General features: G+C 62.9%; 27 protein-coding genes and 1 pseudogene. 11 read left to right on the forward strand and 17 right to left on the reverse strand.

Annotated features, from left to right (window positions below; translation table 11 throughout):
• Positions 1 to 17 precede the first annotated feature (17 nt).
• The gene (locus AC0L2C_RS01520) at positions 18 to 662 is read right to left on the reverse strand and encodes a TetR/AcrR family transcriptional regulator (protein WP_287374741.1); all 645 of its coding nucleotides are present in this window, start codon (positions 660 to 662) and stop codon (positions 18 to 20) included.
• Between the two features lie 119 nt (positions 663 to 781).
• Here AC0L2C_RS01520 and AC0L2C_RS01525 point away from each other — a divergent pair, with 119 nt between their 5' ends.
• Entirely contained in the window at positions 782 to 2005 is a 1224-nt protein-coding gene (locus AC0L2C_RS01525) for an MFS transporter (protein ID WP_473522538.1), read from the forward strand.
• 60 nt (positions 2006 to 2065) lie between these two features.
• Here the strand turns inward: AC0L2C_RS01525 and ribB are convergent, their stop codons facing one another.
• Together ribB and aroC are read right to left on the reverse strand one after the other, a co-directional pair.
• On the reverse strand, positions 2066 to 3166 hold the full coding sequence (ribB, locus tag AC0L2C_RS01530) for a 3,4-dihydroxy-2-butanone-4-phosphate synthase (protein ID WP_473522539.1): 1101 nt from the start codon (positions 3164 to 3166) through the stop codon (positions 2066 to 2068).
• 140 nt (positions 3167 to 3306) lie between these two features.
• Positions 3307 to 4407, reverse strand: coding sequence for a chorismate synthase (aroC, locus tag AC0L2C_RS01535; protein WP_473522540.1), 1101 nt, complete (start codon positions 4405 to 4407; stop codon positions 3307 to 3309).
• Positions 4408 to 4698: 291 nt separating this feature from the next.
• On the opposite strand from aroC, the gene AC0L2C_RS01540 reads away from it, so the two are divergent.
• The 5 genes and pseudogenes from AC0L2C_RS01540 (at position 4699) to AC0L2C_RS01560 (ending at position 9417) form a co-directional block, all read left to right on the forward strand.
• Positions 4699 to 4962 carry a DUF1344 domain-containing protein gene (locus tag AC0L2C_RS01540; protein WP_031254973.1) on the forward strand — a complete coding sequence of 88 codons (264 nt, stop codon included), beginning with the start codon at positions 4699 to 4701 and terminating at the stop codon, positions 4960 to 4962.
• Between the two features lie 505 nt (positions 4963 to 5467).
• Positions 5468 to 7072, forward strand: coding sequence for a sensor histidine kinase (locus AC0L2C_RS01545; protein ID WP_473522541.1), 1605 nt, complete (start codon positions 5468 to 5470; stop codon positions 7070 to 7072).
• A gap of 127 nt (positions 7073 to 7199) precedes the next feature.
• Positions 7200 to 7874 (forward strand): response regulator transcription factor, encoded by a 675-nt coding sequence (locus tag AC0L2C_RS01550; RefSeq protein ID WP_473522542.1) that lies wholly within the window; start codon positions 7200 to 7202, stop codon positions 7872 to 7874.
• Between the two features lie 223 nt (positions 7875 to 8097).
• Positions 8098 to 8657, forward strand: a pseudogene (locus AC0L2C_RS01555) (RNA polymerase sigma factor).
• Entirely contained in the window at positions 8635 to 9417 is a 783-nt protein-coding gene (locus AC0L2C_RS01560) for an anti-sigma factor family protein (RefSeq protein WP_128245611.1), read from the forward strand. Before AC0L2C_RS01555 ends, AC0L2C_RS01560 begins: the two are co-directional and overlap by 23 nt.
• 38 nt (positions 9418 to 9455) lie before the next feature.
• Here the strand turns inward: AC0L2C_RS01560 and AC0L2C_RS01565 are convergent, their stop codons facing one another.
• The 6 genes from AC0L2C_RS01565 to AC0L2C_RS01590 form a co-directional block, all read right to left on the reverse strand.
• On the reverse strand, positions 9456 to 10043 hold the full coding sequence (locus AC0L2C_RS01565) for a histidine phosphatase family protein (protein WP_128172028.1): 588 nt from the start codon (positions 10041 to 10043) through the stop codon (positions 9456 to 9458).
• Positions 10044 to 10095: 52 nt separating this feature from the next.
• The gene (gene fabI, locus AC0L2C_RS01570; RefSeq protein WP_091596015.1) at positions 10096 to 10914 is read right to left on the reverse strand and encodes an enoyl-ACP reductase FabI; all 819 of its coding nucleotides are present in this window, start codon (positions 10912 to 10914) and stop codon (positions 10096 to 10098) included.
• Positions 10915 to 11203: 289 nt separating this feature from the next.
• Positions 11204 to 11854, reverse strand: coding sequence for a DUF1194 domain-containing protein (locus AC0L2C_RS01575; RefSeq protein ID WP_473522543.1), 651 nt, complete (start codon positions 11852 to 11854; stop codon positions 11204 to 11206).
• 141 nt (positions 11855 to 11995) lie between these two features.
• Positions 11996 to 12745, reverse strand: a complete 750-nt coding sequence (locus AC0L2C_RS01580) for a hypothetical protein (RefSeq protein WP_473522544.1) — start codon at positions 12743 to 12745, stop codon at positions 11996 to 11998.
• 266 nt (positions 12746 to 13011) lie between these two features.
• Complete coding sequence (locus AC0L2C_RS01585; protein ID WP_473522545.1) at positions 13012 to 13920, reverse strand: DnaJ C-terminal domain-containing protein; 909 nt, start codon at positions 13918 to 13920, stop codon at positions 13012 to 13014.
• 99 nt (positions 13921 to 14019) lie between these two features.
• Entirely contained in the window at positions 14020 to 14496 is a 477-nt protein-coding gene (locus AC0L2C_RS01590) for an RT0821/Lpp0805 family surface protein (RefSeq protein ID WP_128167688.1), read from the reverse strand.
• Positions 14497 to 14537: 41 nt separating this feature from the next.
• On the opposite strand from AC0L2C_RS01590, the gene pdxH reads away from it, so the two are divergent.
• Positions 14538 to 15155: a pyridoxamine 5'-phosphate oxidase gene (gene pdxH, locus AC0L2C_RS01595; RefSeq protein ID WP_128167689.1), complete on the forward strand. Its 618-nt coding sequence runs from the start codon at positions 14538 to 14540 to the stop codon at positions 15153 to 15155.
• 103 nt (positions 15156 to 15258) lie between these two features.
• Complete coding sequence (locus AC0L2C_RS01600; protein ID WP_128172024.1) at positions 15259 to 15498, forward strand: CopG family ribbon-helix-helix protein; 240 nt, start codon at positions 15259 to 15261, stop codon at positions 15496 to 15498.
• Positions 15499 to 15533: 35 nt separating this feature from the next.
• Here the strand turns inward: AC0L2C_RS01600 and AC0L2C_RS01605 are convergent, their stop codons facing one another.
• The 4 genes from AC0L2C_RS01605 to AC0L2C_RS01620 all read right to left on the reverse strand — a co-directional run bounded on the left by AC0L2C_RS01605 (position 15534) and on the right by AC0L2C_RS01620 (position 18755).
• Positions 15534 to 15806, reverse strand: coding sequence for a type II toxin-antitoxin system RelE/ParE family toxin (locus AC0L2C_RS01605; RefSeq protein ID WP_473522546.1), 273 nt, complete (start codon positions 15804 to 15806; stop codon positions 15534 to 15536).
• Positions 15803 to 16111: a type II toxin-antitoxin system RelB/DinJ family antitoxin gene (locus AC0L2C_RS01610; RefSeq protein WP_128167692.1), complete on the reverse strand. Its 309-nt coding sequence runs from the start codon at positions 16109 to 16111 to the stop codon at positions 15803 to 15805. The genes AC0L2C_RS01605 and AC0L2C_RS01610 overlap by 4 nt, the downstream gene beginning before the upstream one ends.
• Positions 16112 to 16180: 69 nt before the next feature.
• Positions 16181 to 16933, reverse strand: a complete 753-nt coding sequence (locus tag AC0L2C_RS01615; RefSeq protein WP_473522547.1) for a crotonase/enoyl-CoA hydratase family protein — start codon at positions 16931 to 16933, stop codon at positions 16181 to 16183.
• Positions 16934 to 16985: 52 nt separating this feature from the next.
• Positions 16986 to 18755 carry an acyl-CoA dehydrogenase gene (locus tag AC0L2C_RS01620; RefSeq protein ID WP_473522548.1) on the reverse strand — a complete coding sequence of 590 codons (1770 nt, stop codon included), beginning with the start codon at positions 18753 to 18755 and terminating at the stop codon, positions 16986 to 16988.
• Positions 18756 to 18964: 209 nt separating this feature from the next.
• On the opposite strand from AC0L2C_RS01620, the gene AC0L2C_RS01625 reads away from it, so the two are divergent.
• The gene (locus tag AC0L2C_RS01625) at positions 18965 to 19195 is read left to right on the forward strand and encodes a hypothetical protein (RefSeq protein WP_473522549.1); all 231 of its coding nucleotides are present in this window, start codon (positions 18965 to 18967) and stop codon (positions 19193 to 19195) included.
• Positions 19196 to 19370: 175 nt separating this feature from the next.
• Entirely contained in the window at positions 19371 to 20468 is a 1098-nt protein-coding gene (locus tag AC0L2C_RS01630) for a glycoside hydrolase family 25 protein (RefSeq protein WP_287288272.1), read from the forward strand.
• A 24-nt stretch (positions 20469 to 20492) separates the two neighbouring features.
• Here AC0L2C_RS01630 and purD read toward each other — a convergent pair whose 3' ends face one another.
• Positions 20493 to 21770 carry a phosphoribosylamine--glycine ligase gene (gene purD / locus AC0L2C_RS01635; RefSeq protein WP_473522550.1) on the reverse strand — a complete coding sequence of 426 codons (1278 nt, stop codon included), beginning with the start codon at positions 21768 to 21770 and terminating at the stop codon, positions 20493 to 20495.
• 162 nt (positions 21771 to 21932) lie between these two features.
• On the opposite strand from purD, the gene ubiA reads away from it, so the two are divergent.
• On the forward strand, positions 21933 to 22916 hold the full coding sequence (gene ubiA, locus AC0L2C_RS01640) for a 4-hydroxybenzoate octaprenyltransferase (RefSeq protein ID WP_473522607.1): 984 nt from the start codon (positions 21933 to 21935) through the stop codon (positions 22914 to 22916).
• Between the two features lie 169 nt (positions 22917 to 23085).
• On the opposite strand, the gene AC0L2C_RS01645 is transcribed toward ubiA, so the two are convergent.
• The 3 genes from AC0L2C_RS01645 to AC0L2C_RS01655 all read right to left on the reverse strand — a co-directional run bounded on the left by AC0L2C_RS01645 (position 23086) and on the right by AC0L2C_RS01655 (position 26252).
• Positions 23086 to 23655, reverse strand: coding sequence for a DUF6101 family protein (locus AC0L2C_RS01645; RefSeq protein ID WP_473522551.1), 570 nt, complete (start codon positions 23653 to 23655; stop codon positions 23086 to 23088).
• Between the two features lie 184 nt (positions 23656 to 23839).
• A complete protein-coding gene (locus tag AC0L2C_RS01650) occupies positions 23840 to 25270 on the reverse strand; it encodes an FAD-binding oxidoreductase (RefSeq protein ID WP_473522552.1) in 1431 nt (476 codons plus the stop codon).
• Positions 25271 to 25289: 19 nt separating this feature from the next.
• Positions 25290 to 26252 (reverse strand): L-threonylcarbamoyladenylate synthase, encoded by a 963-nt coding sequence (locus AC0L2C_RS01655; RefSeq protein WP_473522553.1) that lies wholly within the window; start codon positions 26250 to 26252, stop codon positions 25290 to 25292.
• Positions 26253 to 26254 lie beyond the last annotated feature (2 nt).

The raw sequence follows: 26254 nt of genomic DNA on the forward strand, positions 1-26254 counted from the left end.
GTGGTCTTGATACAGGCTCAGGCCGGCGATTTGTCCACCTCAGCCGGTGCTTGTGGACGGCCAATCCTGCGGCCTTGCCTGAGCAGTCCCTCCAAAAGCACGTTGAACGCCTTCACCGCCTTTTTCGACGTCGCTTCTGGATTTTCCGAATTTGCGATCCACTGCGCGGCATGTAGCGAGGCGCCGCTGACCAGCCTTGCTGCGGCTTCGGGATCAACGGCAACGATGGTTCCCTCGTCCCTCAGCTTTCGAAGGTTCTCGCTCATCGAGCGGATGCATTCGTTCTGGCTCGGCCATTGCGAAGGATCGCCGAGCACCGCCGGTCCGTCGCGAAGGACAATACGCTGGATCTCCGGCTCCAGCGCCATCTCGATATAGGCGGTGCATTCGTCGACAAAGCCCTGCCAGAGAGTGTCCGCCCTGACTGACACGATCTTCAACCGGGCCAACATCTCGGCGTCGATCTCGGCGATAACCGCCTGGAGAAGGCCCTTCTTGTCGCCGAAGTGATGATAAAGCGCGCCGCGCGTCAGCCCGGCCGATGCGGTGAAGTCGTCCATCGAGGCCTCGGCATAGCCGACAGTGCCAAAGGCATGGCGCGCCGCCGCGACCAGTTTGGTGCGGGTTTCGGCGATCATCTCCTTGCGAGGTTTGTGCCCCATTCGCCCATTCCTTCACATACGTCTCGTATATTAATTGACATACGCTACGTATGTCATTATCTGATTTGCATACGCCACGTATATAAGTGGCTGGGCCTCAAAAATCCAGGAGTGTTCTCATGCCCAATCCCTATCGCGAAATCTTCAAGGCAAGGGGAGCCAAGGGCTTCGCCGCAGCCGGCTTCGTCGCCCGGATGCCGATGGCCATGGCTCCGATCGGAATCGTCGCGATGCTATCGCAGACGCATGGCGAGTACTGGCTGGCCGGCGCCGTCTCCGCGACATATGCGCTGGCCAATGCTTTTGTCGCGCCGCAGATATCGCGGCTGGTGGACCGCCTCGGCCAGACGCGGATTGTGACGCCCACCACCGTTATTTCCGTGCTCGCCTTCGTAGTGCTGATTACGGCGGCCAATCAGGACTTGCCGATATGGACACTGTTCGTGTCAGCGCTGCTGGCCGCCGCAATGCCCAGCATCCCAGCGATGGTGCGCGCGCGCTGGACAGAGCTCTTCCGGGATGGCCCCGAGATGAACACGGCGTTCGCCTTCGAATCGGCGGCGGACGAGCTGGTCTACATCGCCGGGGCTTCGCTGTCGGTTGGCCTGAGCGTCGCGCTTTTCCCGGAAGCGGGAATGCTGGCGAGCACATTGTTCCTCGCCTTCGGCTCGACAGCCCTCATCCTGCAGCGCTCGACCGAGCCGCGCGTGCGACCGGTCGACCAGGGTTCGCGCGGATCGGCAATCCGCCTGCGGCCGGTCCAACTCATCACCTTGGCCCTGATCTTCATCGGCGCGACCTTCGCAACCACGGAGGTGAGCACCGTGGCGATCACCAAGGAGCTCGGCCAGCCGGGCGCCGCCAGCCTCGTCATCGGCGTCTATGCCCTCGGATCGTTCGTCGTCGGCATCGTCCTCGGCGCTCTGAACCTGAAAACACCGCTGCAAATTCAGCTTGCCATCGCGATCGCCATCATCGCGCTCACCACGCTGCCGTTGCTTGTCGCAGACACGGTGCCGCTTCTGGCGCTGGCTGTCTTCGTTAGCGGTGTGGCGATCTCGCCGACCTTCATCACGGCGTTCGGCCTGATCGAGCGGCGCGTGCCGGAGGCGATGCTGACCGAGGGCGTGACCTGGGTCATGACCGGCATTGGCATCGGCATGGCGCTCGGCTCCTTCGCCGCCGGATGGGTGGTGGACGCCTTCGGTGCACAGAGCGGCTTCCTGGTGTCGGTGGCGGCGGGCACTTTCGCGCTGGTCACCGTGCTCGCCGGCCAGCGCAGCCTTGCCACGGGCGATAGTGACATCTCCGCGCGCGAAACAGCCGCGGTTCCTGCCGAATAGACTCCATGCGTCCGGTGCCAAGCGGGACCGGACGCATGCCGGCGATCCGCTAAACCAGTCCTAGACAATCTCGGTCTTGGCGATGTGGATGCCGAAACCTTCAAGGCCGACATAGTGGCGTTCGCGCGAGGCGATCAGGTTGATCGAGGAAATGCCCAGATCCTTCAAGATTTGCGCGCCCAGGCCGATCTCGCGCCATTCGCTTTCGCGGCGGCGCGCCTCTTCATGGTCCTCGCGGTCGCCGGCAGCCGGCCGGTTGCGCTCCTGATGGGCGACGCCGACGGAACCTTCGCGCAGATAGACGATGACGCCGCGCCGACGCTCGCCCATCGATTTCATGATGCCGTCCAGCCTGTGGCCGGTGCCGAAAACGTCCGTCACAACATCCTCGGAATGCAGTCGCACCGGCACCTCCTCGCCGTCGCGGATGTCGCCGAAGACGATCGCCACATGGTGCATCGAGTCCCAGGGCAGCGTGTAGGTGAAGACCTGCGCCTTGCCGCCGGGCGTGTCGATCTCCGAACAGGCGACACGCTCGACCAGCGTTTCCTTACGCTGGCGATAGGCGATGAGGTCGGCGACCGAAATCTGCTTCAAAACGTTCTTTTCGGCGAAGGCCTGCACCTGCGGGCCGCGCATGACGGTGCCGTCATCATTGACCAGCTCGGAAATGACACCGACCGGCGGCAGGCCGGCAAGCTTGCACAAATCGACCGCGGCTTCGGTATGGCCCGAACGCATCAGCACACCGCCTTCGCGCGCAATCAGCGGAAAGATGTGGCCGGGGCGGACGAAATCGGAGGCGCCGACATTGCCGTTGGCAAGATTGCGCACGGTCAATGTGCGGTCGTCGGCCGAAATGCCGGTCGTGGTGCCGTGCTTGAAATCGACGCTGACGGTGAAGGCGGTGGTGTGGGCCGAGTCGTTGTCGGCGACCATCGGCGACAGGTTGAGGCGCTTGGCCTCCTCGCGCGGCATCGGCGTGCAGACGATACCAGAGGTATTGCGGACGATGAACGCCATCTTTTCCGGCGTGCAATGGACGGCGGCGACGATCAGGTCGCCCTCGTTCTCGCGCCCGTCATCGTCCATGACGACGACAATCTCGCCGCGTTCGAAGGCGCGCAGGGCTTCGACGATCTTCTTCTGGTCGTAAGGCATGGACGCTCGCTTCGCTCTCGCAGGGATAGGGCAGTAAGGCAGTAGGGCAGTAGGGCAGTAGGGCAGTAGGGCAGTAAGGGAGTAGGGAAAAGGAAAAAGTTTGGCGTCTCGGCGGGTCACGTAACCTACTGCCTACTGCCCTACTGCCTTCCCGTTTGTCCCCGATGACGCAAATAGTGATCGGCGATCGCGCAGGCAACCATCGCCTCGCCGATCGGCACGGCGCGGATGCCGACGCACGGATCGTGCCGGCCCTTGGTCATGATCTCGACGTCGTTGCCGTCCTTGTCGATCGACTTTCGCGGGGTCAGGATCGACGAGGTCGGCTTGACGGCGAAGCGCGCGACGATCGCCTGGCCGGTGGAGATGCCGCCGAGGATGCCGCCGGCATTGTTGGACAGGAAGACCGGCTTGCCGTCATTGCCGATACGCATCTCGTCGGCATTTTCTTCGCCGGTGATGCGGGCGGCCTCGAAGCCGTTGCCGATCTCGACACCCTTGACGGCATTGATCGACATCAAGCCCGAGGCAATGTCCTGGTCGAGCTTGGCGTAGATCGGTGCGCCCAGGCCTGCCGGAACGCCGTCGGCGACGATCTCGATTACCGCGCCGACCGAGGAACCCGCCTTGCGGATGCCGTCAAGATACGCGGTGAAGACGGCGACCGATGCCGGATCGGGCGTGAAGAATGGATTTTCGGCGTCGCCAACGAAATTCCAGTTCCAGTTGGCGCGGTCGATCGATTTTTCTCCCATCGAGACCAGTGCGCCGCGCACGATCATGCCGGGCACGACCTTGCGGGCCAAGGCTCCGGCCGCCACCCGCGCCGCTGTCTCGCGCGCCGAAGAACGGCCACCACCGCGATAGTCGCGCAGGCCGTATTTGGTGTCGTAGGTATAATCGGCATGACCCGGCCGGTATTGGCGGGCGATCTCGCCATAGTCCTTGGAGCGCTGGTCGACGTTCTCGATCACCATCGACACCGGCGTGCCGGTGGTGATCATGGTCTCGCCGTCGTCATCCAGGATGAAGCCGGACAGGATCTTGACCTCGTCTGGTTCGCGACGCTGCGTCACAAAACGCGATTGACCCGGGCGGCGCTTGTCGAGTTCGGCCTGGACCTCGGCGCGCGTGAAGCGGATGCCGGGCGGACAGCCGTCGACGACGCAGCCGAGCGCTGGGCCATGGCTTTCGCCCCAGGTGGTGACACGGAAAAGATGGCCAAACGTATTGTGAGACATGAGAACCAGCCCTGCCGGCACCGAGCCGGCTTAGCGCATGACCCCGAAAATCGGAGCGATTTTCGGGAAGGATCATGCGCAAAAACAAAAGTGCCACAGCGTCGTTTCTGCGTTAGGACGCGCGGCGCCGTAGCTGCGTTCTATTGGCGTTTTCCGCAGCGGTCAAACTGTGATCTGGCGGATTTAGTTTTGACACATTCGGTTGGTTTCTGCTTCCCTCGACCCGTCTGTTGAACACCGTCTGTTGAACACCCGCCGCCACCGAGCCGGCGCAATGATAAGAGGACGATGATGCGTATCCCGATCGGCGCCGTTGCCGCCATGTTGCTGATTTCCACCGCCGCCTTCGCCGGCCAGACCGAAGGCCTGATCAAAGAGATCGACAAGGAGACGTTGACGCTGACACTCGACGACGGCAAATCCTACAAGCTGAACGCCGAAACCGATCTCGAAGCGCTGAAACCCGGCATGGACATCGTGATCGCCTACGACGAGACAAACGGCGAGAACATCATCACCGACATGCAATTGCCGGATAGCGATTCAACCGAATAGACTCATTCAGTCTGGGCGGTGATGGCTATTCTCGCGAGCAACGCGACCAGTTCCGGCTGCGATGGGTCTCGGTTTTGACGAAGACGGCTTTCAGGTGATTCCTGGCGGTTTCGTAAGTGACACCCACTCATCCGCGACGGCCTTCAACTCTGCGCCCGATCAAACCCGGCAAGCCAGTCTTGCCTCGGCTTGAGGCGTTCGGCTGGACTTAGCCTCTCACGGGGTGAAGCCGCTAAATTCGGACGGCAGGACTGCATTCTCACCAATTTCTAACCTGAATCTCTCGTATCCTTAATAGCGGGTCCTCTATGGTTGCTCCGTGCTGAAACGGCGTCGCGGAAATGTTGCGCCGATCTGCGCGAGCCATCCTGCACGGTGGCCTTCTCTGCCGCGAAGGGGGCATTCTGGAATCCGATCGGTTTCGGGTTCTCAACGCCGATGGATACCGATGGGCATCAGGTCTCGCATTCTTGTATTTCAGCTCATTGTCGTGGGGGCAGTCGTGATGATGGCGGCTATCGTCTACATCACCATTCGCTCGACAACCTACTACACGCAGCGCGTGCAATGGGCCAACAACCAGCTCGAAGCCGTCACCGCACTTACGGTGAACGCCAACCGATATTCCGAGCAGATCGCCGAGTTCCTGTTAATTGGCGAACCGGAGCGTCCCGACTACGAGAGCGCCCGCGCCGAGCTTGAGGCAGGCTTCGAAAAGCTCGCGGAACTGACCAGGGGAGAAGCCGAGTTTCTCGGGGGCAGCAGCGAACAGGAGGACGGCGGTGACGAGATCTTCCGCGTCACGCGGATGCGCACGCTCTACGGAGAAATCGCCAAAGCCACCTCTGACGCAATCAATCTTCGCAACCAGGGGCGCCAGGAGGACGCGGTCAGCGTTTTTCGCCGGGACATCGAGAATCGTTTCGATGCCGAGTTCGAAAACATCCTGGAAGCCGGGCGGCGCGACGAAGAGGAAGAGGTCGTGCGAACCGAGCTGCAGGCAGAAGCACTGTGGCGACGCCTGACCTGGATGACGGCCGCGCTTGCGTTGGCTGCTGTGGTTCTCTGCTTTGTTGCTGCTTTCCTTCTCGCCCGATCATTGATGCGCCCGATCAGCCTTCTGACCGAAGGCACAGAGGCGATCAGTCGTGGTGATCTCGACCACCGGATCGCCTTTGATGGCCGCGACGAACTTGGTGCGCTCGCCAGGCGGTTCAACGAAATGGCCGCACGCCAGCAAGACCAGCGCGACCGGTTGCTCAACGCCAAGGCAGAACTCGAGCAGCAAGTTGCCGCACGGACCGCAGAGCTTGCCGCGGCGAACCAGCGGTTGACGGAGCTCGACCGGTTGCGCGTCCAGTTCCTCGCCGACATCAGCCATGAACTGCGCACTCCACTGACGGCGCTTCGCGGTGAAGCGGAAATTCCGCTGCGCCATGGCTCAAAGCCAGAGGCAGTGTACCGCGATGCGCTCGAACGGATTGTCACTCAGAGCCTGGAGATGGGACGCCTCGTCGACGACCTCGTTTTTCTGTCTCGTTCGGAAACCGATACAATACGCTTCGAGCCCCGCCGAACGGACCTCGTGAGCATCGTCGCCGATGCGGTCCACGAGGGCGAAATTCTGGGGCGCGCCAAGGGCATCTCGATCAAGGCGGCCTACAGCACCCGTCCGGTCTGGATCACTGCCGACGCGCAGCGGCTCAAACAGGCTCTCGTGATCATTCTGGATAATGCCATAAAATACTCTCCGCGCGATCGCTCGGTGAACCTGAATATGACCGTTGTGGACGGGCATGCAGAGATTGCGATACGCGACAAGGGTTTGGGCATTCCAGCCGAGGAAATACCCAAGGTGTTCGAGCGATTTTACCGTGGCCGAAGCCCAAGGGCGTCGCGCCAACTTGGCAGTGGTCTCGGTCTGGCGATCGCGAAATGGCTCATCGAAAAGCATCGTGGCGAGATTGCGCTCACGAGCGAGGTCGGGTCTTTTACTGAGGTCGTGGTCCGGCTTCCACACGCTGACGCAACCGCGTCTGCGGATGCGAACGCAGGTGCCGCCGTAGTCGTTCTGAAAAAGAGGCTGCGTGCAAATACCGGCTCGGAATAAACAACGACCTCCTTCGTTTCATGGATTACGATTGTTGAGGCGGGAGCTTGGCGGAATGACCACGCCCACCGCGAGGCGGGGAATTCTCTGACTCCCCGCAATACGACCCGGGGAGAAGGTGGTGTAAATGTCAAGGATTCTGCTGGTAGAGGACGACGATCGCATCGTCGGCTTCATCAAGCGAGGGCTCGAAGCCGAGGGTTACGTTGTCGACGTGACCGACAGTGGCGGGGATGCGCTGGCGATGGTACGGGAGACGCCATATGCGCTGATCGTTCTCGACCGAATGCTTCCAGGAATCGACGGCCTCGAAGTATGTCGCATGTTGCGGCGCGAGCAGCACCAGCATCTTGTCCTGATGCTCACGGCCAGAGACAGCCTGCAGGACAAGGTCGAAGGGCTGAAGGGGGGAGCCGACGACTACCTGACCAAACCTTTCGCCGTCGACGAGCTGATCGCGCGCATGGAGGCGCTGCTTCGCCGCGGCTCCAGCACAGGCACGGACCCGGTCCTCAGGGTTGGCGATCTGGCGCTTGATCCGGTCGGCAAGAAGGTCTGGCGCGGCGAACACGAGATCAGCCTGACGGCCAAGGAATTCAGGCTTCTCGCGTATCTGATGTCGCACTCTGGCGCTGTGATCAGCAGAACCCGGCTGCTCAACAATGTTTGGGATCTGAGTTTCGACCCGGAAACGAAGGTGGTCGATGTTTACATCCGCTACCTTCGTAGCAAGATCGAAAGCGTGGACGAAAAGCCGCTCATAAAAACCGTGCGGGGCTTCGGCTACGTGATATCGGCTTGAAGCCAGCGGGTCACCCACGTTTTCAGGAAATGGGCAGTTCTCTCACCAAGCTCTAACCTGATGCTTGCCACAGTCTAATCCTGGCCTTTCCGAAATCTAGCCGGACTCCCACGCTGGTTTAGCCGCCGTGGTCATATGCTGCCACATGAAGATACCGACCCACCCCGAATGCGTGCGGAGGCGGCTGACTTCGCTCGGTCCTCAAGAAACCGGAAACTTCGACGTGATTGAGACTGATCAATTCGGAAAGCAGCTTGTTGCATTTCTTCCGAACCTGCGCCGTTTTGCGATTTCCCTTTGCCGTTCCCGCGATCTTGCCGACGATCTGGTGCAGGCGGCCTGCGAACGCGCGCTTGTCAACACCGGGCGCTTTGAACCTGGAACCCGTTTTGATGCGTGGTTGTTCCAGATCCTGCGAAATCTGTGGATCGACCACATCAGAAGGCAGCGCACGGCCGGCCCGCAGGGGACATCGAGCAACGGCAGGACCTTGTCGGCGCCTGTGGCGAGCGAGATGTCGAAGCACGCTTTACCCTGAATAGCGTTGCCCAGGCGATCACCGATCTGCCGGACGATCAGCGCGAAATCATTCTCCTGGTCTGCGTCGAGGACCTTTCCTACAGGGAGGCGGCCGGCGTACTCGACATACCGATCGGAACGGTGATGAGCCGGCTGGCGCGTGCCAGAAAAAATCTCGCCGAGGCAGTCGGAATAAATCCCGGCTTGCCACGTTTACCGGTCATGAAGGGCGAGAACAGAAATGATCAGACGCGAGTTTGCTGACGAAACGCTCATGGCCTTTGCAGACGGCGAACTTGACGACGCGACTGCCGCAGCCATCGAGAAAGCCATGCAGCCGGATATCGCCAGCCGGGTCGCCCTGTTCCTGGAAACCCGCATTCAGGTCAAAGAGGCACTGATGCCGGTTCTCGATGAACCCGTTCCCGACCGACTCAGCCAGTCGGTGCAGCGAATGATCGACGAGGCCGAGCGGCGCAGCGTTCCATCGCACGCCAGCGAGGGCGCGCGTGTCGTTGCCTTCAGGGCGAGGGACAATCAGGCGATGCGGCGCCCCCAGGCATCCTGGATCATGCCGTTGGCTGCTTCGCTGGTTGCAGTCGTTTTTGGGTTCGGCGGATATTTTTTTGGGTTTGCCAGCCAAAACCAGCCGCATGGACTTGAGGTGGCAGGGCAGGACAGCCCTCTTTCAGAGGCGCTCGGGCAGGTGGCGTCCGGCGAAGAAGCCGTGCTGGCAGGCTCCACCGACAGGATCCGTGCCGTAGCCACGTTTCGCGATGGAACCGGTTCCTTGTGCCGCGAATTCGAAATCGATTCTGCCAACCGCTCGACCGTCATATCCGTGGCGTGCCACTCGGATCATGGTTGGGCGGTGAATTTTGCCGTCGTTGCGCCCGCGCGCGATGGCGGATATGCACCGGCCTCGTCTTCGGAAGCGCTCGATTCCTATCTCGCGGCAACCGGAGCGCATGAGCCTCTGTCACGGGAAGACGAGGCAGCGGCATTGAGATCGTTGGGCCAGTAGAAGGGCGGGCCCGTGGGCATGCTTTTGGGCGATGTGCATTAGAGCCACTCCAGGCGTCGGCCCTCCAGCCTGAGCAACCGATCGTGCGGCACATTCAGCCTTGCGGCTTCTTTCTCGGGCATTCCCAGCACCATGCGGAACAGGACGCGCACGACGCCGCCATGCGTCACGCAGACCGTCCGGCGGTCCAGCGCGTCGAACCACGGCTTTACCCGTTCGAGCAGCATTTGATAGCTTTCGGCGCCCTCGCCGGGCGGCAGGAAATTCCACTTGTCGAGGCGCCTCTCCCTGGCCGAGCCGAGATGCCGGGCCTCAAGTTCGGGAAAGGTGAAACCCTGCCAGTCGCCGAAACTCATTTCGACAAGGCGGGGATCGGTGCGGTAAGCTTGGGGATCGAGCCCCATCGCCATGCGAATGCGTTCCATGGTCTCACGCGTTCGCCGCATCGGGCTGGCGACAAAATCGAAATCTTCGGGGTTTTGAACGAGTTCCGCCAGCCGATGGCCATTGCCGGTCGCCTGCTCGCGGCCGAGCGGGTTGAGATCGGTGTCGGCCTGTCCTTGCAGCCGGGACTCGGCGTTCCACACCGTCTGGCCATGGCGCGCGATGTAGACGAGCGGATACATCAGGTCATCCGGAGAGCGGTCGAGAACAGGCGAGAGGGTATTCGAGGCGGGTCTATTCCTTGACGGTCGAAATATCAGGCGCGTCGACCGCCTTCATGCCGACGACATGGTAGCCGGAATCGACATGGTGGACCTCGCCGGTGACGCCGCGTGAAAGGTTTGAAAGGAAATAGACCGCTGAATCGCCGACCTCCTCTTGCGTCACCGTCTGCTTTAGCGGCGAATTGTATTCGTTCCACTTCAGGATGTAGCGAAAATCGCCGATGCCGGAGGCTGCCAGCGTCTTGATCGGACCGGCGGAGATGGCGTTGACGCGGATTTTCTTGGCGCCGAGGTCGACGGCCAGATAGCGCACGCTGGCTTCGAGCGCTGCCTTGGCAACACCCATGACGTTGTAGTGCGGCATCACTTTTTCCGCACCGTAATAAGTCAACGTCAGCAGCGAGCCGCCATCGGTCATCAGCGCCTCGGCGCGCTTGGCGATGGTGGTGAAGGAAAACACCGAGATGTCCATCGTGCGCAGGAAATTGTCGCGCGTCGTCTCGACATAGCGGCCTGTCAGCTCGTCCTTGTCGGAAAAGGCGATGGCGTGGACGAGGAAATCGAGCTTGCCCCAACGCTTGGCGATGTCGTCGAATACCGCATCGAGCGTTGTCGGATCGGTCACATCGCAATGGCCGGCGACATGGGCGTTGAGTTCCGCCGCCAGCGGCTCGACGCGCTTCTTGAACGCCTCGCCCTGGTAGGTCAGCGCGATCTCGGCGCCATGGTCGACGCAGGCCTTGGCGATGCCATAGGCGATCGACCGATTGTTCGCGACGCCCAGGACAAGCCCGCGCTTGCCGGCCATAATGCCTTGTCCACCCGCCATGTGAGCGCTCTCCGCAAGATTTGCTGCTTCGTGAGTGGCTATCGCACAGGCACAGAGCCCCTTCAAGCGCTCAAAACGGACAGTGCCCGCCGGCTGACCTTCCGACCTGAGTATCGATTGCCTGGGCGAAGCGCTTGTGGCACGCTCAAGCGAGAATTGACGAAAAGACGCCACGCCATGTCGTGCAGCAGTTCTGCAAGAGTAGTTGTGCATCGAAGCGGTCACTCTATCCTGAAACGAGGCGCATCTGCCGGCGCGGACGCCAACAGGTCGCGAACAAGTTTCCTGGTCATGAATTCACCGGCGTCTTTCGCATCCGAGATGTCCCTTGCGCCAGCGCCGCGTCTCGTGAGGATTCTGTTCCGCCCTCGAAATTGTCGGTTCCGTTGGCGCAGATGTTCATGACCGCGCGCTCCGTCGCGTGCGGCGATGACGTCAACAGGAGCGAAGCAAGGGCGATCGCCTCCGACATGTCTGTCAGACGATCGTGCATCGCTGCGGGATCAGCGTTGCCGTCTTGCTTCATATCGCCGCCTCCGTAATGGGTTCGGTCGATGAGCGTCACCGAAGCGAGCGCCTGAGACACGCGCGCGGCGTCCTCGGCCGAGTCGATGACGGTCCAGGGCACCAACAGGTCGAACTTGCCATCGCTTGACCATGTGAAGACGGCGAACCCGATCCGACGCCGCGGGCCGGCGGTGGCGGCGCGCAGGAAGTCGGGGTGGACGAGCGCCCGCACGAGCCCGGCCTGCTGGAGCCATTCCTCATATCGGCCGATCGAGTCCGAGACGTCGATTGCTGTGACGACATTGGCGTCGGTGCCCGGCACGACCGCGTTGGCCGCTGGCGAAGCGCCGCACAGGAAGACCATCAGTGGCCGGGCGAGGTGAAGGGCGCGCCAGCGGCAAGGTTTCGCCGGCATACCAGGCTTCGGCTTCACCTCCTGGTGTCCTGAACGACGCCAGAACCTGCGCGTTGGAACGGGCGGAAACGACTGCATCCTCCAGGGTTGGTCCCCGGGAGGTAACGGCTCGGAGCCAAACTTATTCCTTCTGTTCGCGCGGCCGTTTCAGCAATTCGGTTATGTCCGCTTCGAGAACGGCAGGCTCGGATCCAATGCCTGAAGATCCGCATAACGCCCCAGCCCGCGATAGAGGATGAACGCACTGCAACAGGCGACGGCAATCGACAGCATCTCGCCGCCGTCTTCCGCGTAGCCAACGAGCTTCGAGCCAGTCAGGAAGTGCAGCATGTCCACCGCCACGGCAAAGCCCACAAGACACGCGAACAGCAGCAAAAACACCGATCCGAGGGCTTGTTGCCTCGGTCTGCTTTGCCAGAATGACCACAGCAGCGGCGCCAGCAGGCCGAGCGCGACCACCGACCAGGTGATGATTTCCCCGGTGTCGCGAGCCCGCATGCCCGGCAGCGAGACGAGGTCGAATGTCGCTGACAGCAGCAGGCCGCCCCGCTCATGGAAACGGGCGGCGTCGTCGAGCGTGACAAAACCGAAAATCAGCGACCAGGCAAGAAACATATGCTCCCTGGTTCGAAGCCAGATGCCGAACAGAAACAGGGCGCAAAGCGCGGCCTGCCCGTAGTTGAACATCTCGGGCAGCGATCCATCCCTGCTGATGTTAAGACGCGCAGGCAGGTCGTAACGTGAAATTCCGGCTGATCGAAGCGCCTCGATCGCGAATGGAACGGTGATGACGAAGATATTCAGGCATATTAGTATCAGCGCGAAAACCCTGCTGAGCCTGTCGTTTCGATACATAGCCCGGATTTCTCCGAACGCACTTTCCAAACTCGATAACGCATGACCCAGCAAATCCGACGCGCTCCTTCGTTGCTATTTGTTTGACGGGCAATTTCGCTAGTCGACCAACGGGTTGGAAACGGGGCGGCCGCGGGTTTATTCCGCCCACGCATAAGAAAACGCTCCGGCGACAAGCGACTCACCTGCCTGGCGCGAGCCGGACATGTTCCGGGAGGCCATCGAGCGATGTCGCGGAATGTGGCTGAGCCCTGCAGTCGGTCAAAACGGACAGGTGAGACGGGAGCGTTTGCGGCGTAGCGCGGCTTTGACGCGCCAGGCTAGCGTTTGCGGTTGCGCATCAACGCTTCGAGATCGCTGTCGCCACCCTCAGGCAGCATCAGCCGCACATGCGCGTAGAGATCACCGTGACCGCCGACTTTTTCCGGCAGGCCCCTGCCCTTCAGCCGCAGGACCTTGTCCGAGCTCGACCAGGCGGGAATATTGACTGCAACCTTGCCTGTCGGCGTTTCGACCGCCACCTTGGCACCCAGCACGGCATCCGCCAGCGCAACCGGCAGGTCGGCGTGAAGGTCGCGGCCTTCGACACGGTAGCGCGGATGCCGCCGGAAGCGGATCTTGACCAGCGCATCGCCCGGTTGCCCCGGCCCTTGCTCGCCCTGGCCTTTCAGCCGGATGGTCTGGCCGTCCTCGACATAGGCTGGCAGCTTGACGGCGACCTTGCGCCCGTCGGGGAACATCGCCGTTACCTTCTCGGCAGTCGCCGCTTCTTCGATGGTGATGTCGAGCGTCACGTTCAGGTCGGCGCCGGACGGCGCCTGCGGGCCGGCGCCGCGAGAGAAGGTCTCGCCGAAAATCTGGCTGAAAATGTCGCTGCTGCCGTCGAACGGATCGCCGCTCGGTCGGCCTGAGCGAAACTCGAAACGCGAGCCGCCCGGCCCTTGCTGCCGGCGAAAACCGGCGAACGGATCGGCGCTGCCGGCGGCGCCCTCGAAGCCTTGAAAGCGCGGCTTGCCCTCGGCATCGATCTCGCCGCGATCGAAAGCCGCCCGGTTCTTCTCGTCGCCAACGATCTCGTAAGCCTGGTTGGCGGCGGCAAACCGCTCCTTCGCCTTGGGATCCGGATTCTGGTCCGGATGATACTCCTTGGCGAGTTTGCGGTACGCCGATTTTATATCCTTGGCCGATGCGTTCTTGGCAACGCCCAGCACCTCATAGGGGTCGCGCATGCTTCCTGCCCTGGAGAAGGAGTGAGTCCATGATTGCCATCTATATGCGCTCGCATAGGAAGAAATTCCAGTAGCTTACGGTCATATGATGGCGGAAAATCAGAGCGCCTTGAAGTCCTGCATCTGCCAGGCGCCGGCGCCGGCCAGGCACACCTCGCCCTTGAACAGGGCGACGCCGTCGAAGCTTTCGCGTGAGGCGGTGAAGCGACGGCAAAGCTGGCCGTTGTCCCTGGACTCCGCCAGTTCGGTGATCGAGCCGCGCGAACCGGTATCGGAATTCGCCCAGGGAACGGCCTGACCGGCAAGTTCCTGGATATCGGCTGAAGACACCGCGTTGCGGATCGTCGCCTGGTCCGAGGCGCGATCCTGGTCGATCGGCATGGCAGAGGCAGGCGTGCTGCTGGTGAGGATCGTACGGTCGACCTCCGCCTGCTCCAAACTGAAGCCGCCAGCACCGCAAGCGGCAAGCGGCAAGGCGACCAGCACGATCGCGGCGGCCTTGACCGCAATTTGCGCGCTGGCGGAAGCAATAAGGCGCCATTGCCTGCTGTCAAAAAGTTGCGCGATGCGCGACAATCGGCAATCTCCCCCGGCCGGCAATAAAATTTGGAAAAACTATGAGCGAAACTGAGTTAACAAGCGGTGACTTTGCCGAGGCTGCGGAGCCATTCCGCCTGTTTGCCGCATGGCTTGACGACGCGACGAAGAGTGAGATCAACGATCCCAACGGCGTGGCCCTGGCGACCGTCGATGCCGAGGGCATGCCGAATGTGCGGATGGTGCTGCTCAAGGGGTTCGATGAAAGCGGATTTGTGTTCTACACGAATTTCGAGAGCGCCAAAGGCCGCGAGATTCTTGGCAGCATGAAGGCGGCGATGTGCTTTCACTGGAAATCGCTGCGCCGGCAGGTGCGTGCACGGGGGCCGGTGGAGATCGTTACCGAGGCGGAAGCGGACGCGTATTACGCGACACGTCCGCGCGGCAGCCGCATCGGGGCATGGGCGTCGAAACAGTCGCGGCCGCTGGAGAGCCGCTTCGCACTGGAAAAGGCCGTTGCCGAATACACGGCGCGCCATGCGATCGGCGAGATCCCACGGCCGAAACACTGGTCAGGCTTCCGCATCGTGCCGCAGACGATCGAGTTCTGGCACGACCGGCCTTTCCGGCTGCACGACCGCATTGTCTTCTCGCGCAGCGCTGGGGGCGGCTGGGACAAGACAAGGCTTTATCCCTGAGCGGCTGGCCCTTAAGCAGCTTCACCAAGGAGCCTAGGGCAATCTTGCCGAACCACCTTGGTTCACCAATAGTCATAGTGAACCAACATGAAAGGTTCTTTCTATGACGGCTTTTACCGTGCGTGTCCCGGACGAAACCGCAAAGAGGCTTGACCAGCTTGCCGAAAAGCTCGACCGCTCGCGCTCCTATGTGGCCGCGCAGGCTATCGAGGACTTCGTGGCCCGTGAGGAATGGCAACTCGCCGAGATAGAAGCCGGATTGGCCGACGTCGAGCGCGGCGACTTTGCCAGTGACCGTGATGTAGCCGCTGTTGTCGGAAAATACGTCAAGTCGCGGAAATGATCGTCCGCTGGCGCGTTCCTGATCTTCAACGGAGACTACTCCGTCGCTATTTCGTCCGGCCACATCTGGGCGCCATGCAGGATGCGGAGGATGCGAACCGTGTCGGCCACTACGGCATAAGCGGCGACAAGTTCGCGCGTGCCGGCGATCCGGCCGGGTCGCCCGCTTTCCGGAAAGTCGATGAGACGGTGAGTCGCAAAAACGATCTGCTGGTCGACGTGAACGGCGGCTCTGGGGTTTTCGGCTTCGATATACGTGAAGATGTCGTCGCGATCGGAGAGCGCAAACCGCGCCCAAACCAGCCTCAAGACTCACCTGCCTCCGCCTTGCGAAGCGCTGCCGCCCGCCGTCCAGCAAAATGGGTTTCGGCGTCGGCGTCTTCAACGTCCGGCCGGGTATCCTCGATCGCCTGCAGAACTTTCGCCCGGAACCAGGCATCGTGGGCGTCACTGTTGCTGACGAGTTCGAGCGGCAAGGCGCCCTCATTCGCGGTGCGCGTCAACAAAATGCGGACGGCATCGGAAACCGTGAGCCCCATGTTTTCCAGAACCGCCGTGGCGCGTTCCTTCACCTCAGCGTCAATTCGGGTCTGGACCAGTGCGTTCGACGGCATGGCAGTCTCCTTCGCCAGCAGACAATGTAATGCATGTGCATGACATATGCTAGACTCTAGTAGCGCCAGCTAGCCCTTCTTCCTGGTCATGAAGGCCATCAAGGCGGCGCGGGCCTCGTCGGATGTGAGCCGCGCCCGAAAATGCTCACTTTCCTGGCCGATGCGGGCAATGAGGTCTTCACGCGAACCGCGCATCAGGTCACGCGCGATCTTCAGCGCTTGCGGCGGCTTGGCCGCGATCTGCCCGGCAGCGGCAAGCACGGCGGATTCGAGCTCGTTCTCCTCGACCACCGCGTAGATCAGCCCGGCCGCTTTCGCCCGCTCGGCCGAAAAGCCTTCGCCGAGGCCAAGCAGCGCGAAGGCGCCTTGCCGGCCGAGAATCTGCGGCGCAAGCAGGCTCGACCCCGCCTCGGGGACCAGGCCGAGATCGACGAACGGCGTGCGGAATAGTGTGCGCGGCGTGGCGAAGGTCAGGTCGCAATGCAGGTTGAGCGTTGTGCCGATGCCGACCGCAATGCCGTCTACGCCGGAGATCATCGGTTTTTCCGCCCTGGCCAGCGCCATCAGGAAATCCCAGACTTCGGCGCCGCCGTCGCCGCCGGTGGCGACGACCATGAAATCGGCAAGGTCGTTGCCGGATGAGAAGGCGCCTGGAACACCGAGGAAGACATGGACGCGGATCGCCGGATCGGCGTCGCCCTCGGCAAGGGCTTTGGACATTTTCGCATACATGGCCCGTGTCAAGGCGTTCTTCTTGTCCGGACGGTTGATGCGGATGATCTGGATGGCGCCCTGGCGCTCGACGAGGATATGGTCTGTCACGGGTGATCCTTTGTGAGACGCCGGGCTTTGTGAAACGTCAACCCGGTGGCTGTCAGGCAGAAATCAGTGTCTGGCCGGCAGCGGCAAGGCTGTCGGCGCCGCCAACGACGCGCTCCTTCAGCGCGCCCACCTCGCCAAGCTGGTTTTCGGCGAAGAAGCGGCAAAGGGCGATGCGGCTTTGGTCGGCAAGCGCGCCGCGCGCCAGATAGGCGCCGCCCGCCGCCAGCGAGATCAGCCTCAGATATGGCGTCGCGCCGGCCAGCGCCGCATCCGGGCGGCCGTCGGCGAGCAGCCCTTGCAGGAAGCGCGTCGCCTGGCCGAGCTCGTCGAGCGCCTGGTCTAGGCCGTCGGCGGTGCGGCCAAAACCTCGAAGGTTCGAAATCCGCACTTGATTGGCGACGGCTTTCAGCTCGGCGATGTAACCATGTACATGCTCGCCTTCGCCAAGCGGCAGCTTGCGCGCCACCAGGTCTATGGCCTGGATGCCGTTGGTGCCTTCGTAGATCGGCGCGATGCGCGCGTCGCGATAAAGTGCAGCTGCGCCCGTCTCCTCGATGTATCCCATGCCGCCATGAACCTGCAGCCCGAGCGAGGCGACCTCGACGCCTACATCGGTGGAAAAGGCCTTGGCCAGCGGCGTCAGCAGATTGGCGCGTTCCTGCCAATGGATGGCTTCATCGCCGAAGGATACGCGCGCATGGTCGATGGCATGCGCGCAGGAATAGCTGATGGCGCGCGCAATCTGGGTCAGCGCCTTCATGGTCAGGAGATTGCGCTGCACGTCGGGGTGATGGACGATCGGCGCCATGCCGTTGCCATTATAGCTCGCGGCCTTGCCTTGCCGGCGGTCATTGGCGTAGGCGAGCGCCTTCTGCGTGGCCGTCTCGGCGACTGCAACGCCCTGCATGCCGACGGCGAGCCGCGCATTGTTCATCATGGTGAACATGCAGGCGAGGCCCTTGTTTTCCTCGCCGATCAGCCAGCCGATCGCGCCGGGGGCGGTCCCTTCGAAACCGTCGCCATAGATCATGGTGCATGTCGGCGAGGCGTGGATGCCCAATTTGTGCTCCAGCCCTGAGCAGAAGACGTCGTTGCGTGCGCCGAGCGCGCCATCGTCGCCGACAAGGAATTTCGGCACCAGGAACAGCGAAAGGCCGCGCGTGCCGGCCGGCGCGTCCGGCAGCCGCGCCAGCACCAGATGGATGATGTTGTCGGTAAGATTGTGCTCGCCATAAGTGATGAAAATCTTCTGGCCGAAGATGCGATAGGTGCCGTCGCCGGCCTGCTCGGCGCGGGCGCGCAAGGCGTTCAGATCCGAGCCGGCCTGCGGCTCGGTCAGATTCATCGTGCCCATCCATTCGCCTGAGACGAGCTTTCCCAGGTATTTGGCCTTCAGTGCCGGTGAGGCATGCATGTCGAGCGCTTCGACCGCGCCCATGGTCAGCGTCGGGCCGATGCCGAAGGCCATGGCGGCGGAGTTCCACATTTCGAGCGCGGCGACGCCCAGCATGGTCGGCAGCGCCTGGCCGCCGAATTCCTCCGGCGCTGACAGAGCGTTCCAGCCGCCGTCGATCCAGCGGCGATAAAGTTCCTTCCAGCCGGGCGGCATGGTGACGGCAGCGCCGCTCAGCACCGCGCCTTGCTCATCGCCGATCTTGTAGAGCGGCGCGACCTCTTCGCTGGCAAAGCGGCCGGCTTCCGCCAGAATGGCGTCGACGAGGTCTTCGCCAAGGTCGCCAAAAGTGCCGGCGTCAAGCGCCGGCTTCAAGCCAGCCACATGCTTCAGCGTGAAGGCGATTTCCTCGACTGATGCCCGGTACATGCCGCTCGCTCCTCCTCTGTCCGGCAAGCGAACTTAAGATCCGTGCCGACACAAGACCATCCGCTTTTGGGCCGCCTCTCCATATTCTTTTTACGTAAACGTCAAATTTTGTCACGCAGATTTTGCAATTGGAATTGTTCACGCTAAAATCCGCAAAAAGCCGGACAAGTCGACCGGCGACGGATCAAGAATACCGGAGGGGACCGCCCGTGCTCGCCAGACCTGACGCCTATCGCTGCACCGAATGCGGCCTGCCCTATCGAGCGGCAGGTTTTTGGCACCATCGGGGCAAGATCGAGGACGGCGCCGCCTATTGGTCGGATCGCGGCATCCTGTGTTCGCCGCAATGCTCGCTGGCCCATCACCGCAAGCGCCAGACTGAGGGGACGCTGCCGCAAGCGCCGGCGCCCGACCCGTTCCACCCGCTCGCCCTCCGTTGATGACCAGCAAAGCCATCCCCGGCACGATTGCGGCGGTCGCCGCGGGCCGCCGAAAGTATTTCCTTAACCATGGCGGTTCAGGATCAGGCTTTGGCCAGCAAGGATCTGCTGTTTGAAGCCGCCGGCGCACCCTCTTCGCCGCCCAGGACTCCTTGCCGTCGCGACCGCGACGGCAATGGCGTTGGCGCCGGCACAAGCCTCGGACTTCTCCGCGCCCTGGAAGAATGCCGACCGGGCGCTGGTGATCGACGCCTACGAATACAATCCCATCGATTGGACCGAGCTTGCCACCGACAAGCGCATCGTCGGCTTCATCAACAAGGCGTCCGACGGGATGCCACCAGCGTATTTCTGTTTCGGCGACGAGACCGCGACGCGGCTCTGCAAGGCGCTGTGGAAGCGCCATGCGGTGGCACAGGAACTGTTCCAGACGCGCAAGGTGGTGGCCAAGGCGCTCGGCCTGAAATGGGGCGCTTATCACCTCGCCCGACCCGGCAACCCAGTGGGACAGGCCAATAATTTTATCAATTTCGCGAAACCTGGTCCGGACGACCTGCTCGCCCTCGACATCGAGGATGACGACCCGACGAAATGGATGTCGCTTGAGGATGCAGAGGAGTTCGTGCGCCATGTGCATCGGCGTATTGGCCGTTTTCCGGTGCTCTACACCAACGGCAAGACCGCCAAGCACATCGCCGACAACAGGTACAAATACCGGCTCCTGTCGCGGCTGCCGCTCTGGTATGCGCGCTACAAGCCCGACATCGGCGTGCATTTTCCGATGGGCAACTGGCAAGGCTACGCACTCTGGCAGTTTTCGGCAAAAGCCAATTGCGGCCGGTTCCGCTGCCCTTACCGGGTGGCTGGCACGCCGAACGACATCGACGTCAATGTCGCACCGATGGATGCCGCCGCCTTGCGCGCGCAATGGCCGTTCGGCGGCCTGATCGACGCGCAGCCGGATTACCTCGCCTCGATACCGCTGCCACTCTCGCGGGCGGCCGGCCTTGCCGGCAATGTCACCCTTACCTATGCGACCGTGGCGCCGCCGCCGAGCTTCACCGAAATGGTCGCCATGTTCGGCGCGGGCTGGGCCAAGTTCCGCGGCAGCTTGCAAATGCCTGCCGTAGGGACAGCGCTGCGTCTTCCGCGCCGGATCGCCGACTATCTGGGGTGGCTGCGAAAGGAAAAGCCCTCCGCATCGGCCGTTGAAGCCGCGCCCACCGATCCGGTCAGCACTGCGTCGACCGAATTGGATCGTCGCCCCCGTTAATCTTGCCCCCGCTAATCTTATACGTCAGCGCGCCTGCTCGCGGGCCACGGCCTGCCAGCCGATGTCGCGGCGGCAGAATCCTTGCGGCCAATCGATCCGATCGAGCGCCGCGTAGGCTCGTCGCTGCGCCTCGCCGACCGTGCCGCCGGTCGCCGTGACACCGAGCACACGGCCGCCATTCGCGACCAGCGCGCCGCTGTCGATGGCGGTGCCGGCATGAAAGATCTCGACGCCTTCGCCCGCGGCCTGTTCGACGCCGCGTATGACCGAGCCCTTTTCCGGGGTGCCGGGGTAACCCCTTGCCGCCATCACCACGGTGAGCGCCGCCTCGTTGCGCCAGCGCACTGAGGTATGTGCAAGCTGGCCGTCGGCGGCAGCGTTGAGCAGGACCAGGAGATCGTCCTTCAGCCGCATCATCAGCACCTGGCATTCCGGATCGCCGAAACGGGTGTTGTATTCGATCAGCTTCGGCCCATCGCCTGATATCATCAGCCCGGCAAACAGCACGCCGGAAAACGGCGCGCCAAGCTCGGCCATGCCGCGCATGGTCGGCTCGATGATCTCGCGCATGGTGCGGTCGATCATCTCCGGGGTCATCACCGGGGCCGGCGAATAGGCCCCCATGCCCCCGGTGTTCGGACCGACGTCGCCGTCACCGAGGCGCTTGTGGTCCTGCGCGGTGCCGAACGGCAGCGCGGTGACGCCGTCGCACAGGCAAAAGAAGCTCGCCTCCTCGCCGGTGAGAAACTCCTCGACTACCACCTCCGCGCCGGCCTGTCCGAAGGACCCGTCGAAACAGGCATCGAGCGCTGAAAGCGCCTCGGCCAAATTCATGGCGACGGTAACGCCCTTGCCGGCGGCGAGGCCGTCGGCCTTGATGACGATCGGCGCGCCCGTCTTTTCGACATAGGCCCTGGCCGACGCCAGATCGCCGAAGCGGCCATAGGCGGCGGTCGGGATGTCGTATTTCGCACAGAGATCCTTGGTGAAACCCTTAGAACCTTCCAGCCGCGCCGCCGCCCTGGACGGGCCGAAGACGCGAATTTTTTTAGCGCGAAGGTCGTCGGCAATGCCGGCGACCAGCGGCCCTTCCGGCCCGACCACGACGAGGTCGATCTTTTTCTCCGTGCAGAACCGGGCCACCGCCGCATGATCGGCAATGTCGAGCGTCACCAGTTCGGCTTCGCGGCCGATGCCGGGGTTGCCGGGCGCCGCGTAGAGCTTGGTCAGCAGCGGCGAGGCCGCGATCTTCCAGGCCAAGGCATGTTCGCGGCCGCCGGAGCCGATCAACAATACGCGCATGCCCAGGTCCCTTGCCATTCCACGATCAGGACTGCGCTATTGCGCCCCGTACGATGGGTCAAGACATTTGGCAGACTTTGAGCGCAATTCCACACGGGAACGGGGAATGGTTCGGCCCGCTTGACGCTTGACGGCGTTCGCCGCTGCTGCCACTTCAGCACGATGGAACCCATCCAGTCGAAAGCAGCCCAGGGCCGCGTCGCCGATGCGCCGAGCGGCCACTGGGTCTACCGCATTCTGCCACGCTGGCTGTGGCCCCATGCGCAGCTTGCCCGGTGGGACCGGCCGATCGGCTGGCAGTTGCTGCTGTGGCCGTGCTGGTGGTCGGCAGCCCTTGCCGCGAGTGCCTATCCACGCCCTACTGATCCCCTGCTCTCGCTGCTGCCGGCGCCATGGTATCTCGTGCTGTTCCTGATCGGCGCCGTCGCCATGCGCGGCGCCGGCTGCACCTACAACGATCTGGTCGACCAGGACATCGACAACCAGGTGGAACGCACGCGCTCGCGGCCGCTGCCGGCGGGAAAGGTCACGCGCCGGCAGGCCTGGGCGTTTCTCGTGATCCAGGCACTGATTGGACTCGCCGTGCTTCTGCAGTTCAACAGCTTTGCCGTCCTGCTCGGCATCTGCTCGCTCGCCGTCGTCGCCATCTACCCGTTCATGAAGCGATTCACCAATTGGCCGCAACTGGTTCTCGGCCTTGCCTTTTCCTGGGGTGCGCTGATGGGATGGGCGGTCGAGTTCGGCAATCTCGATGGCCCGGCCGTCATGCTCTATATCGGCTCGATCCTGTGGGTAATCGGCTACGACACGATCTATGCGCATCAGGACAAGGAAGACGACGCCATCGTCGGCGTGCGCTCGACCGCACGCCTGTTCGGCGACAACACCAAGACCTGGCTCGTCGGGTTTTATGGCGGAGCGCTGGTCTGCTTCGCCATCGCCTTCGCGGCGGCGCAGGCGCCGGTGCCGGCGCTGGCCGGGCTGGTCGCCGCCAGCGCCCATATGGCGCGGCAGATCACCGTGCTCGACATCGACGATCCCGACCAGTGCATGCTTCTGTTCAGGTCGAACAACCAGGTCGGCTGGCTGGTCTTCCTCGGCCTGATCGGCGGTGCGTTGTGGGTGGCGCTGAAGCCGCTGGTGTAGCGGCTTTTTTCCTTCTCCCCTTGTGGGCCCCTTGTGGGAGAAGGTGGATCGGCGCGTAGCGCCGAGACGGTTGAGGGGTGTTGGAACAAATGAGGCGTTCGCGTTTCCTGGAATACCCCTCATTCGGCCGCTTCGTGGCCACCTTCGGGGAGAAGGGAAAGCGCTCGCTCTATTCGTCGCGCGAAATAATCTCCTGGCCGCCGATCACCAGCCTGAGGCCGAGGGCGCCGGCCCTGCGGCGGGCGAGGAAGCGCGGACGACGCATGGTCGAAAGCCGACCCCTGCGACGGTCCTGCGCGGGTAATGTCTTGATGGCGACGCCAAGCGATTCCTCCAGGGTGCGGGCGATGCCGTCGGATTCGATCAGAAGCATCGGCAGACGGTAGGCATCGGACCAGGCGCGCCAGTCGGCGGCGACATCCTCGAGATCGTCGGCCACCAGCAGCGGCACCGACAGCATCGGATCATTGTGCAGAAGCTCCAGCGTCACCGTGACATTGCCGTCCGGGTCCTCCATTGCGCGGGCTGCCACGCCACGAAACGCATTGGCGGGCAGAGCGATGAACGCCGGCAGGCCGCTCGTCTCCAGCACGCGGCGAATGACGGCGCCACGATGGTCGATGGTGAAGGTAACGTCGCCATAGTCGTCGCGCGTCGCGTAGCTCACCACCTGCGGCAGGCGGAGTGGGTCGAGGCGCATATTGCGCCCAGCCCAGACTGGCTTCAGTCCAGTGTTCATATCGTGCCTTTCCTGTCTCTCCTGAGAGCCGGTCTTCCGGTTCTCCGGGCCGGTTTTTCCAGCCTCGTTGTGGGGAAACATTAGCGCGGGCTTCTTATCGCAGCGCTTAAGAAAGTCGGTTAAATTTTGCTGATCTCGAGGGGATGGTTATCGGAATGCAACCATTCACAAGACGGCGAAAGGATCAGATAACCTTACCGGGATTCATGATGCCGGCCGGGTCGAAGGCCGTCTTCACCCTGCGCATCAGTTCGATCGCCATCGGCGGCGCTGTCGCGATCAATTCATCCCGCTTCAGCTGGCCAATGCCGTGCTCGGCCGAGATCGAGCCGTGAAGGCTGCGCACCACATCGTGCACGGCCTTGTTCATGGCGTGATAGAGCCCGAGAAATGCTTCGTCATCGCCGCCGATCGGCCGGGAGATGTTGTAGTGGAGATTGCCGTCGCCCATGTGGCCGAAACACACCTCGCGCGCACCGGGGCTGACTGATTGAACGGCGCCGGCCGCCTCTTCGATGAACTGCGGGATGGCCGCCACCGGCACAGAGATGTCGTGCTTGATCGAGGCGCCTTCGGGCTTCTGCGCCTCGGGCAGCAGCTCGCGGAAATTCCAGAAGGCATCGCCCTGCGCGATGCTCGCCGCAATCACCGCATCGCCGACGATCTCCTGCTCGAGGCCGGCTGAGAGCACCTCTTCGATCAGGGCCCTGGCATCCTGCGCCGAGCGGCCCGAAGAGATCTGCATCAGCACATACCATGGCCAATCGCCGGACAGCGGCCGCACGACGCCTGGCGCGTGCAGCAGCGTAAAATCGTAGGGCCTCTGGCCGATCAGCTCGAAAGCAGTGAGCGCCGCACCGGCGCGATCCATCGCCAGGCTGAACAGGGACAGTGCCGCCTCAGGTGACGACAGGCCGGCAAAGGCCACTTCGCGTCCCTTGGGCTTTGGGAAAAGCTTGAGCACGGCGGCGGTGATGACGCCGAGCGTGCCTTCCGCGCCGATGAACAGGTTCTTCAGATCGTAACCGGTGTTGTCCTTCTTCAGCTTGCGCAGATCGTCGAACACCTCGCCGGTCGGCAGCACCACTTCGACGCCGAGGCACAGCTCACGCGCATTGCCATAGGCGAGAACGCCGGTGCCGCCGGCATTGGAAGAGAGATTGCCGCCGATCTGGCAGGAGCCTTGCGCGGCAAGCGACAGCGGAAACAGCCGGTCGGCGGCATCGGCCGCTTCCTGCAGCGTCTGCAGGATGACCCCGGCCTCGACGGTGACCGTGTTGGATCGAACGTCGATCTCGCGGATGCGGTTCAGCCGCGACAGCGACAGCACGATCTGGCGGCCGGACGTGTCCGGCACCTGCGCGCCGACCAGCCCGGTGTTGCCGCTTTGCGGCACGACCGGCGTTCCCGTCTCGGTTGCCAGCTGCATGATGCGGCTGACCTCGTCGACGCTGCCGGGCCTCAGCACCAGCGCCGTCCGGCCATGCCACAGGCCGCGCCTCTCCGTGAGGTAAGGCGCGATATCCTGCTGGTCGCGATGCGCATATTTATCGCCGACGATTGCCGCAAAGCGGTCGATGAGGGCGGGGTCGATATCCCGGGAGATGTCGTTCATGGATAGGAAACTATGGTGCTCAATCGATCTTGTCACGAGGGGCGGCGGCACGCGAAAGCCGGTCGTTGATCGCCTCGCCCAGCCCGTCGGAGGGGATCGGCTCGACGGCGATTGTCTTGGCGCCGCTGCGATCGAGATCCTGCATATGGGCAAAGAGGTTGGCCGCGGCCTCGCGCAGGTCGCCGGTCTCTGACAGGTTGCGCAAGGCGGCTGCGCCTTGCCAGCCTTCGGCGCGGCGCGGGCCGAACGCCAGCAAGGCTTCGCCCTTTGCGACTTTTGCGGCGTTGATCCGCACTGCAGCACCCGGCGCGTAATGCGAGGCGAGCATGCCCGGGGCCTCGATGCCCGCCGCGCCGCGCAGCAGCTTCATGCCGGCGGTCGCTTCGATCTCTTCGGCGGCAATGCCGCCCGGCCGCAGCAGCCGCAGCTTTCCGCCCTCTATCTTCACGATTGTCGATTCGACCCCGACCGACGTCGCGCCGCCATCGACCACCAGCTTGATTTTTGGACCGAGATCGGCGGCCACGGCCTCGGCCGTCGTCGGGCTGATCCTGCCTGAGGAATTGGCGCTGGGCGCTGCAAGCGGGCGTCCGAGCCTGGCGATCAGCTGGCCACCAAAGCCTTTCGGCATGCGCAGCGCGACCGTATCGAGCCCGGCGGTGACCAGCGGATGAATGCCGTTGCCGGGCCGCTGCGGCAGCACCAGCGTCAGCGGTCCCGGCCAGAATGTCTGCGCCAGCCTTTTCGACACGGGATCGAACAGCGCGATGCGATCGGCCATCGCCAGATCGGCGACATGAGCTATCAGCGGATTGAAGCGCGGCCGGCCCTTGACCTCGAAGATGCGCGCCACGCCAACACCATTGGTGGCATCGGCGGCCAGCCCGTAGACGGTTTCGGTCGGAATGGCGACGACATCGCCCCCTTCGAGCAGCGCCAGCGCCCGCTCCATCGCCTCGCCGGCGGCAAGTATCTCAGCCACTC

Source organism: Mesorhizobium sp. WSM4845, assembly GCF_055811455.1.

Excerpts from the sequence above, each read along its gene's own strand:
- AC0L2C_RS01520 (WP_287374741.1), bottom strand. The coding sequence starts at position 662 with ATGGGGCACAAACCTCGCAAGGAGATGATCGCCGAAACCCGCACCAAA.
- AC0L2C_RS01525 (WP_473522538.1), top strand. The coding sequence starts at position 782 with ATGCCCAATCCCTATCGCGAAATCTTCAAGGCAAGGGGAGCCAAGGGC.
- ribB (WP_473522539.1), bottom strand. The coding sequence starts at position 3,166 with ATGCCTTACGACCAGAAGAAGATCGTCGAAGCCCTGCGCGCCTTCGAA.
- aroC (WP_473522540.1), bottom strand. The coding sequence starts at position 4,407 with ATGTCTCACAATACGTTTGGCCATCTTTTCCGTGTCACCACCTGGGGC.
- AC0L2C_RS01540 (WP_031254973.1), top strand. The coding sequence starts at position 4,699 with ATGCGTATCCCGATCGGCGCCGTTGCCGCCATGTTGCTGATTTCCACC.
- AC0L2C_RS01545 (WP_473522541.1), top strand. The coding sequence starts at position 5,468 with ATGATGGCGGCTATCGTCTACATCACCATTCGCTCGACAACCTACTAC.
- AC0L2C_RS01550 (WP_473522542.1), top strand. The coding sequence starts at position 7,200 with ATGTCAAGGATTCTGCTGGTAGAGGACGACGATCGCATCGTCGGCTTC.
- AC0L2C_RS01560 (WP_128245611.1), top strand. The coding sequence starts at position 8,635 with ATGATCAGACGCGAGTTTGCTGACGAAACGCTCATGGCCTTTGCAGAC.
- AC0L2C_RS01565 (WP_128172028.1), bottom strand. The coding sequence starts at position 10,043 with ATGTATCCGCTCGTCTACATCGCGCGCCATGGCCAGACGGTGTGGAAC.
- fabI (WP_091596015.1), bottom strand. The coding sequence starts at position 10,914 with ATGGCGGGTGGACAAGGCATTATGGCCGGCAAGCGCGGGCTTGTCCTG.
- AC0L2C_RS01585 (WP_473522545.1), bottom strand. The coding sequence starts at position 13,920 with ATGCGCGACCCCTATGAGGTGCTGGGCGTTGCCAAGAACGCATCGGCC.
- pdxH (WP_128167689.1), top strand. The coding sequence starts at position 14,538 with ATGAGCGAAACTGAGTTAACAAGCGGTGACTTTGCCGAGGCTGCGGAG.
- AC0L2C_RS01600 (WP_128172024.1), top strand. The coding sequence starts at position 15,259 with ATGACGGCTTTTACCGTGCGTGTCCCGGACGAAACCGCAAAGAGGCTT.
- AC0L2C_RS01610 (WP_128167692.1), bottom strand. The coding sequence starts at position 16,111 with ATGCCGTCGAACGCACTGGTCCAGACCCGAATTGACGCTGAGGTGAAG.
- AC0L2C_RS01620 (WP_473522548.1), bottom strand. The coding sequence starts at position 18,755 with ATGTACCGGGCATCAGTCGAGGAAATCGCCTTCACGCTGAAGCATGTG.
- AC0L2C_RS01630 (WP_287288272.1), top strand. The coding sequence starts at position 19,371 with ATGGCGTTGGCGCCGGCACAAGCCTCGGACTTCTCCGCGCCCTGGAAG.
- purD (WP_473522550.1), bottom strand. The coding sequence starts at position 21,770 with ATGCGCGTATTGTTGATCGGCTCCGGCGGCCGCGAACATGCCTTGGCC.
- ubiA (WP_473522607.1), top strand. The coding sequence starts at position 21,933 with ATGGAACCCATCCAGTCGAAAGCAGCCCAGGGCCGCGTCGCCGATGCG.
- AC0L2C_RS01645 (WP_473522551.1), bottom strand. The coding sequence starts at position 23,655 with ATGAACACTGGACTGAAGCCAGTCTGGGCTGGGCGCAATATGCGCCTC.
- AC0L2C_RS01650 (WP_473522552.1), bottom strand. The coding sequence starts at position 25,270 with ATGAACGACATCTCCCGGGATATCGACCCCGCCCTCATCGACCGCTTT.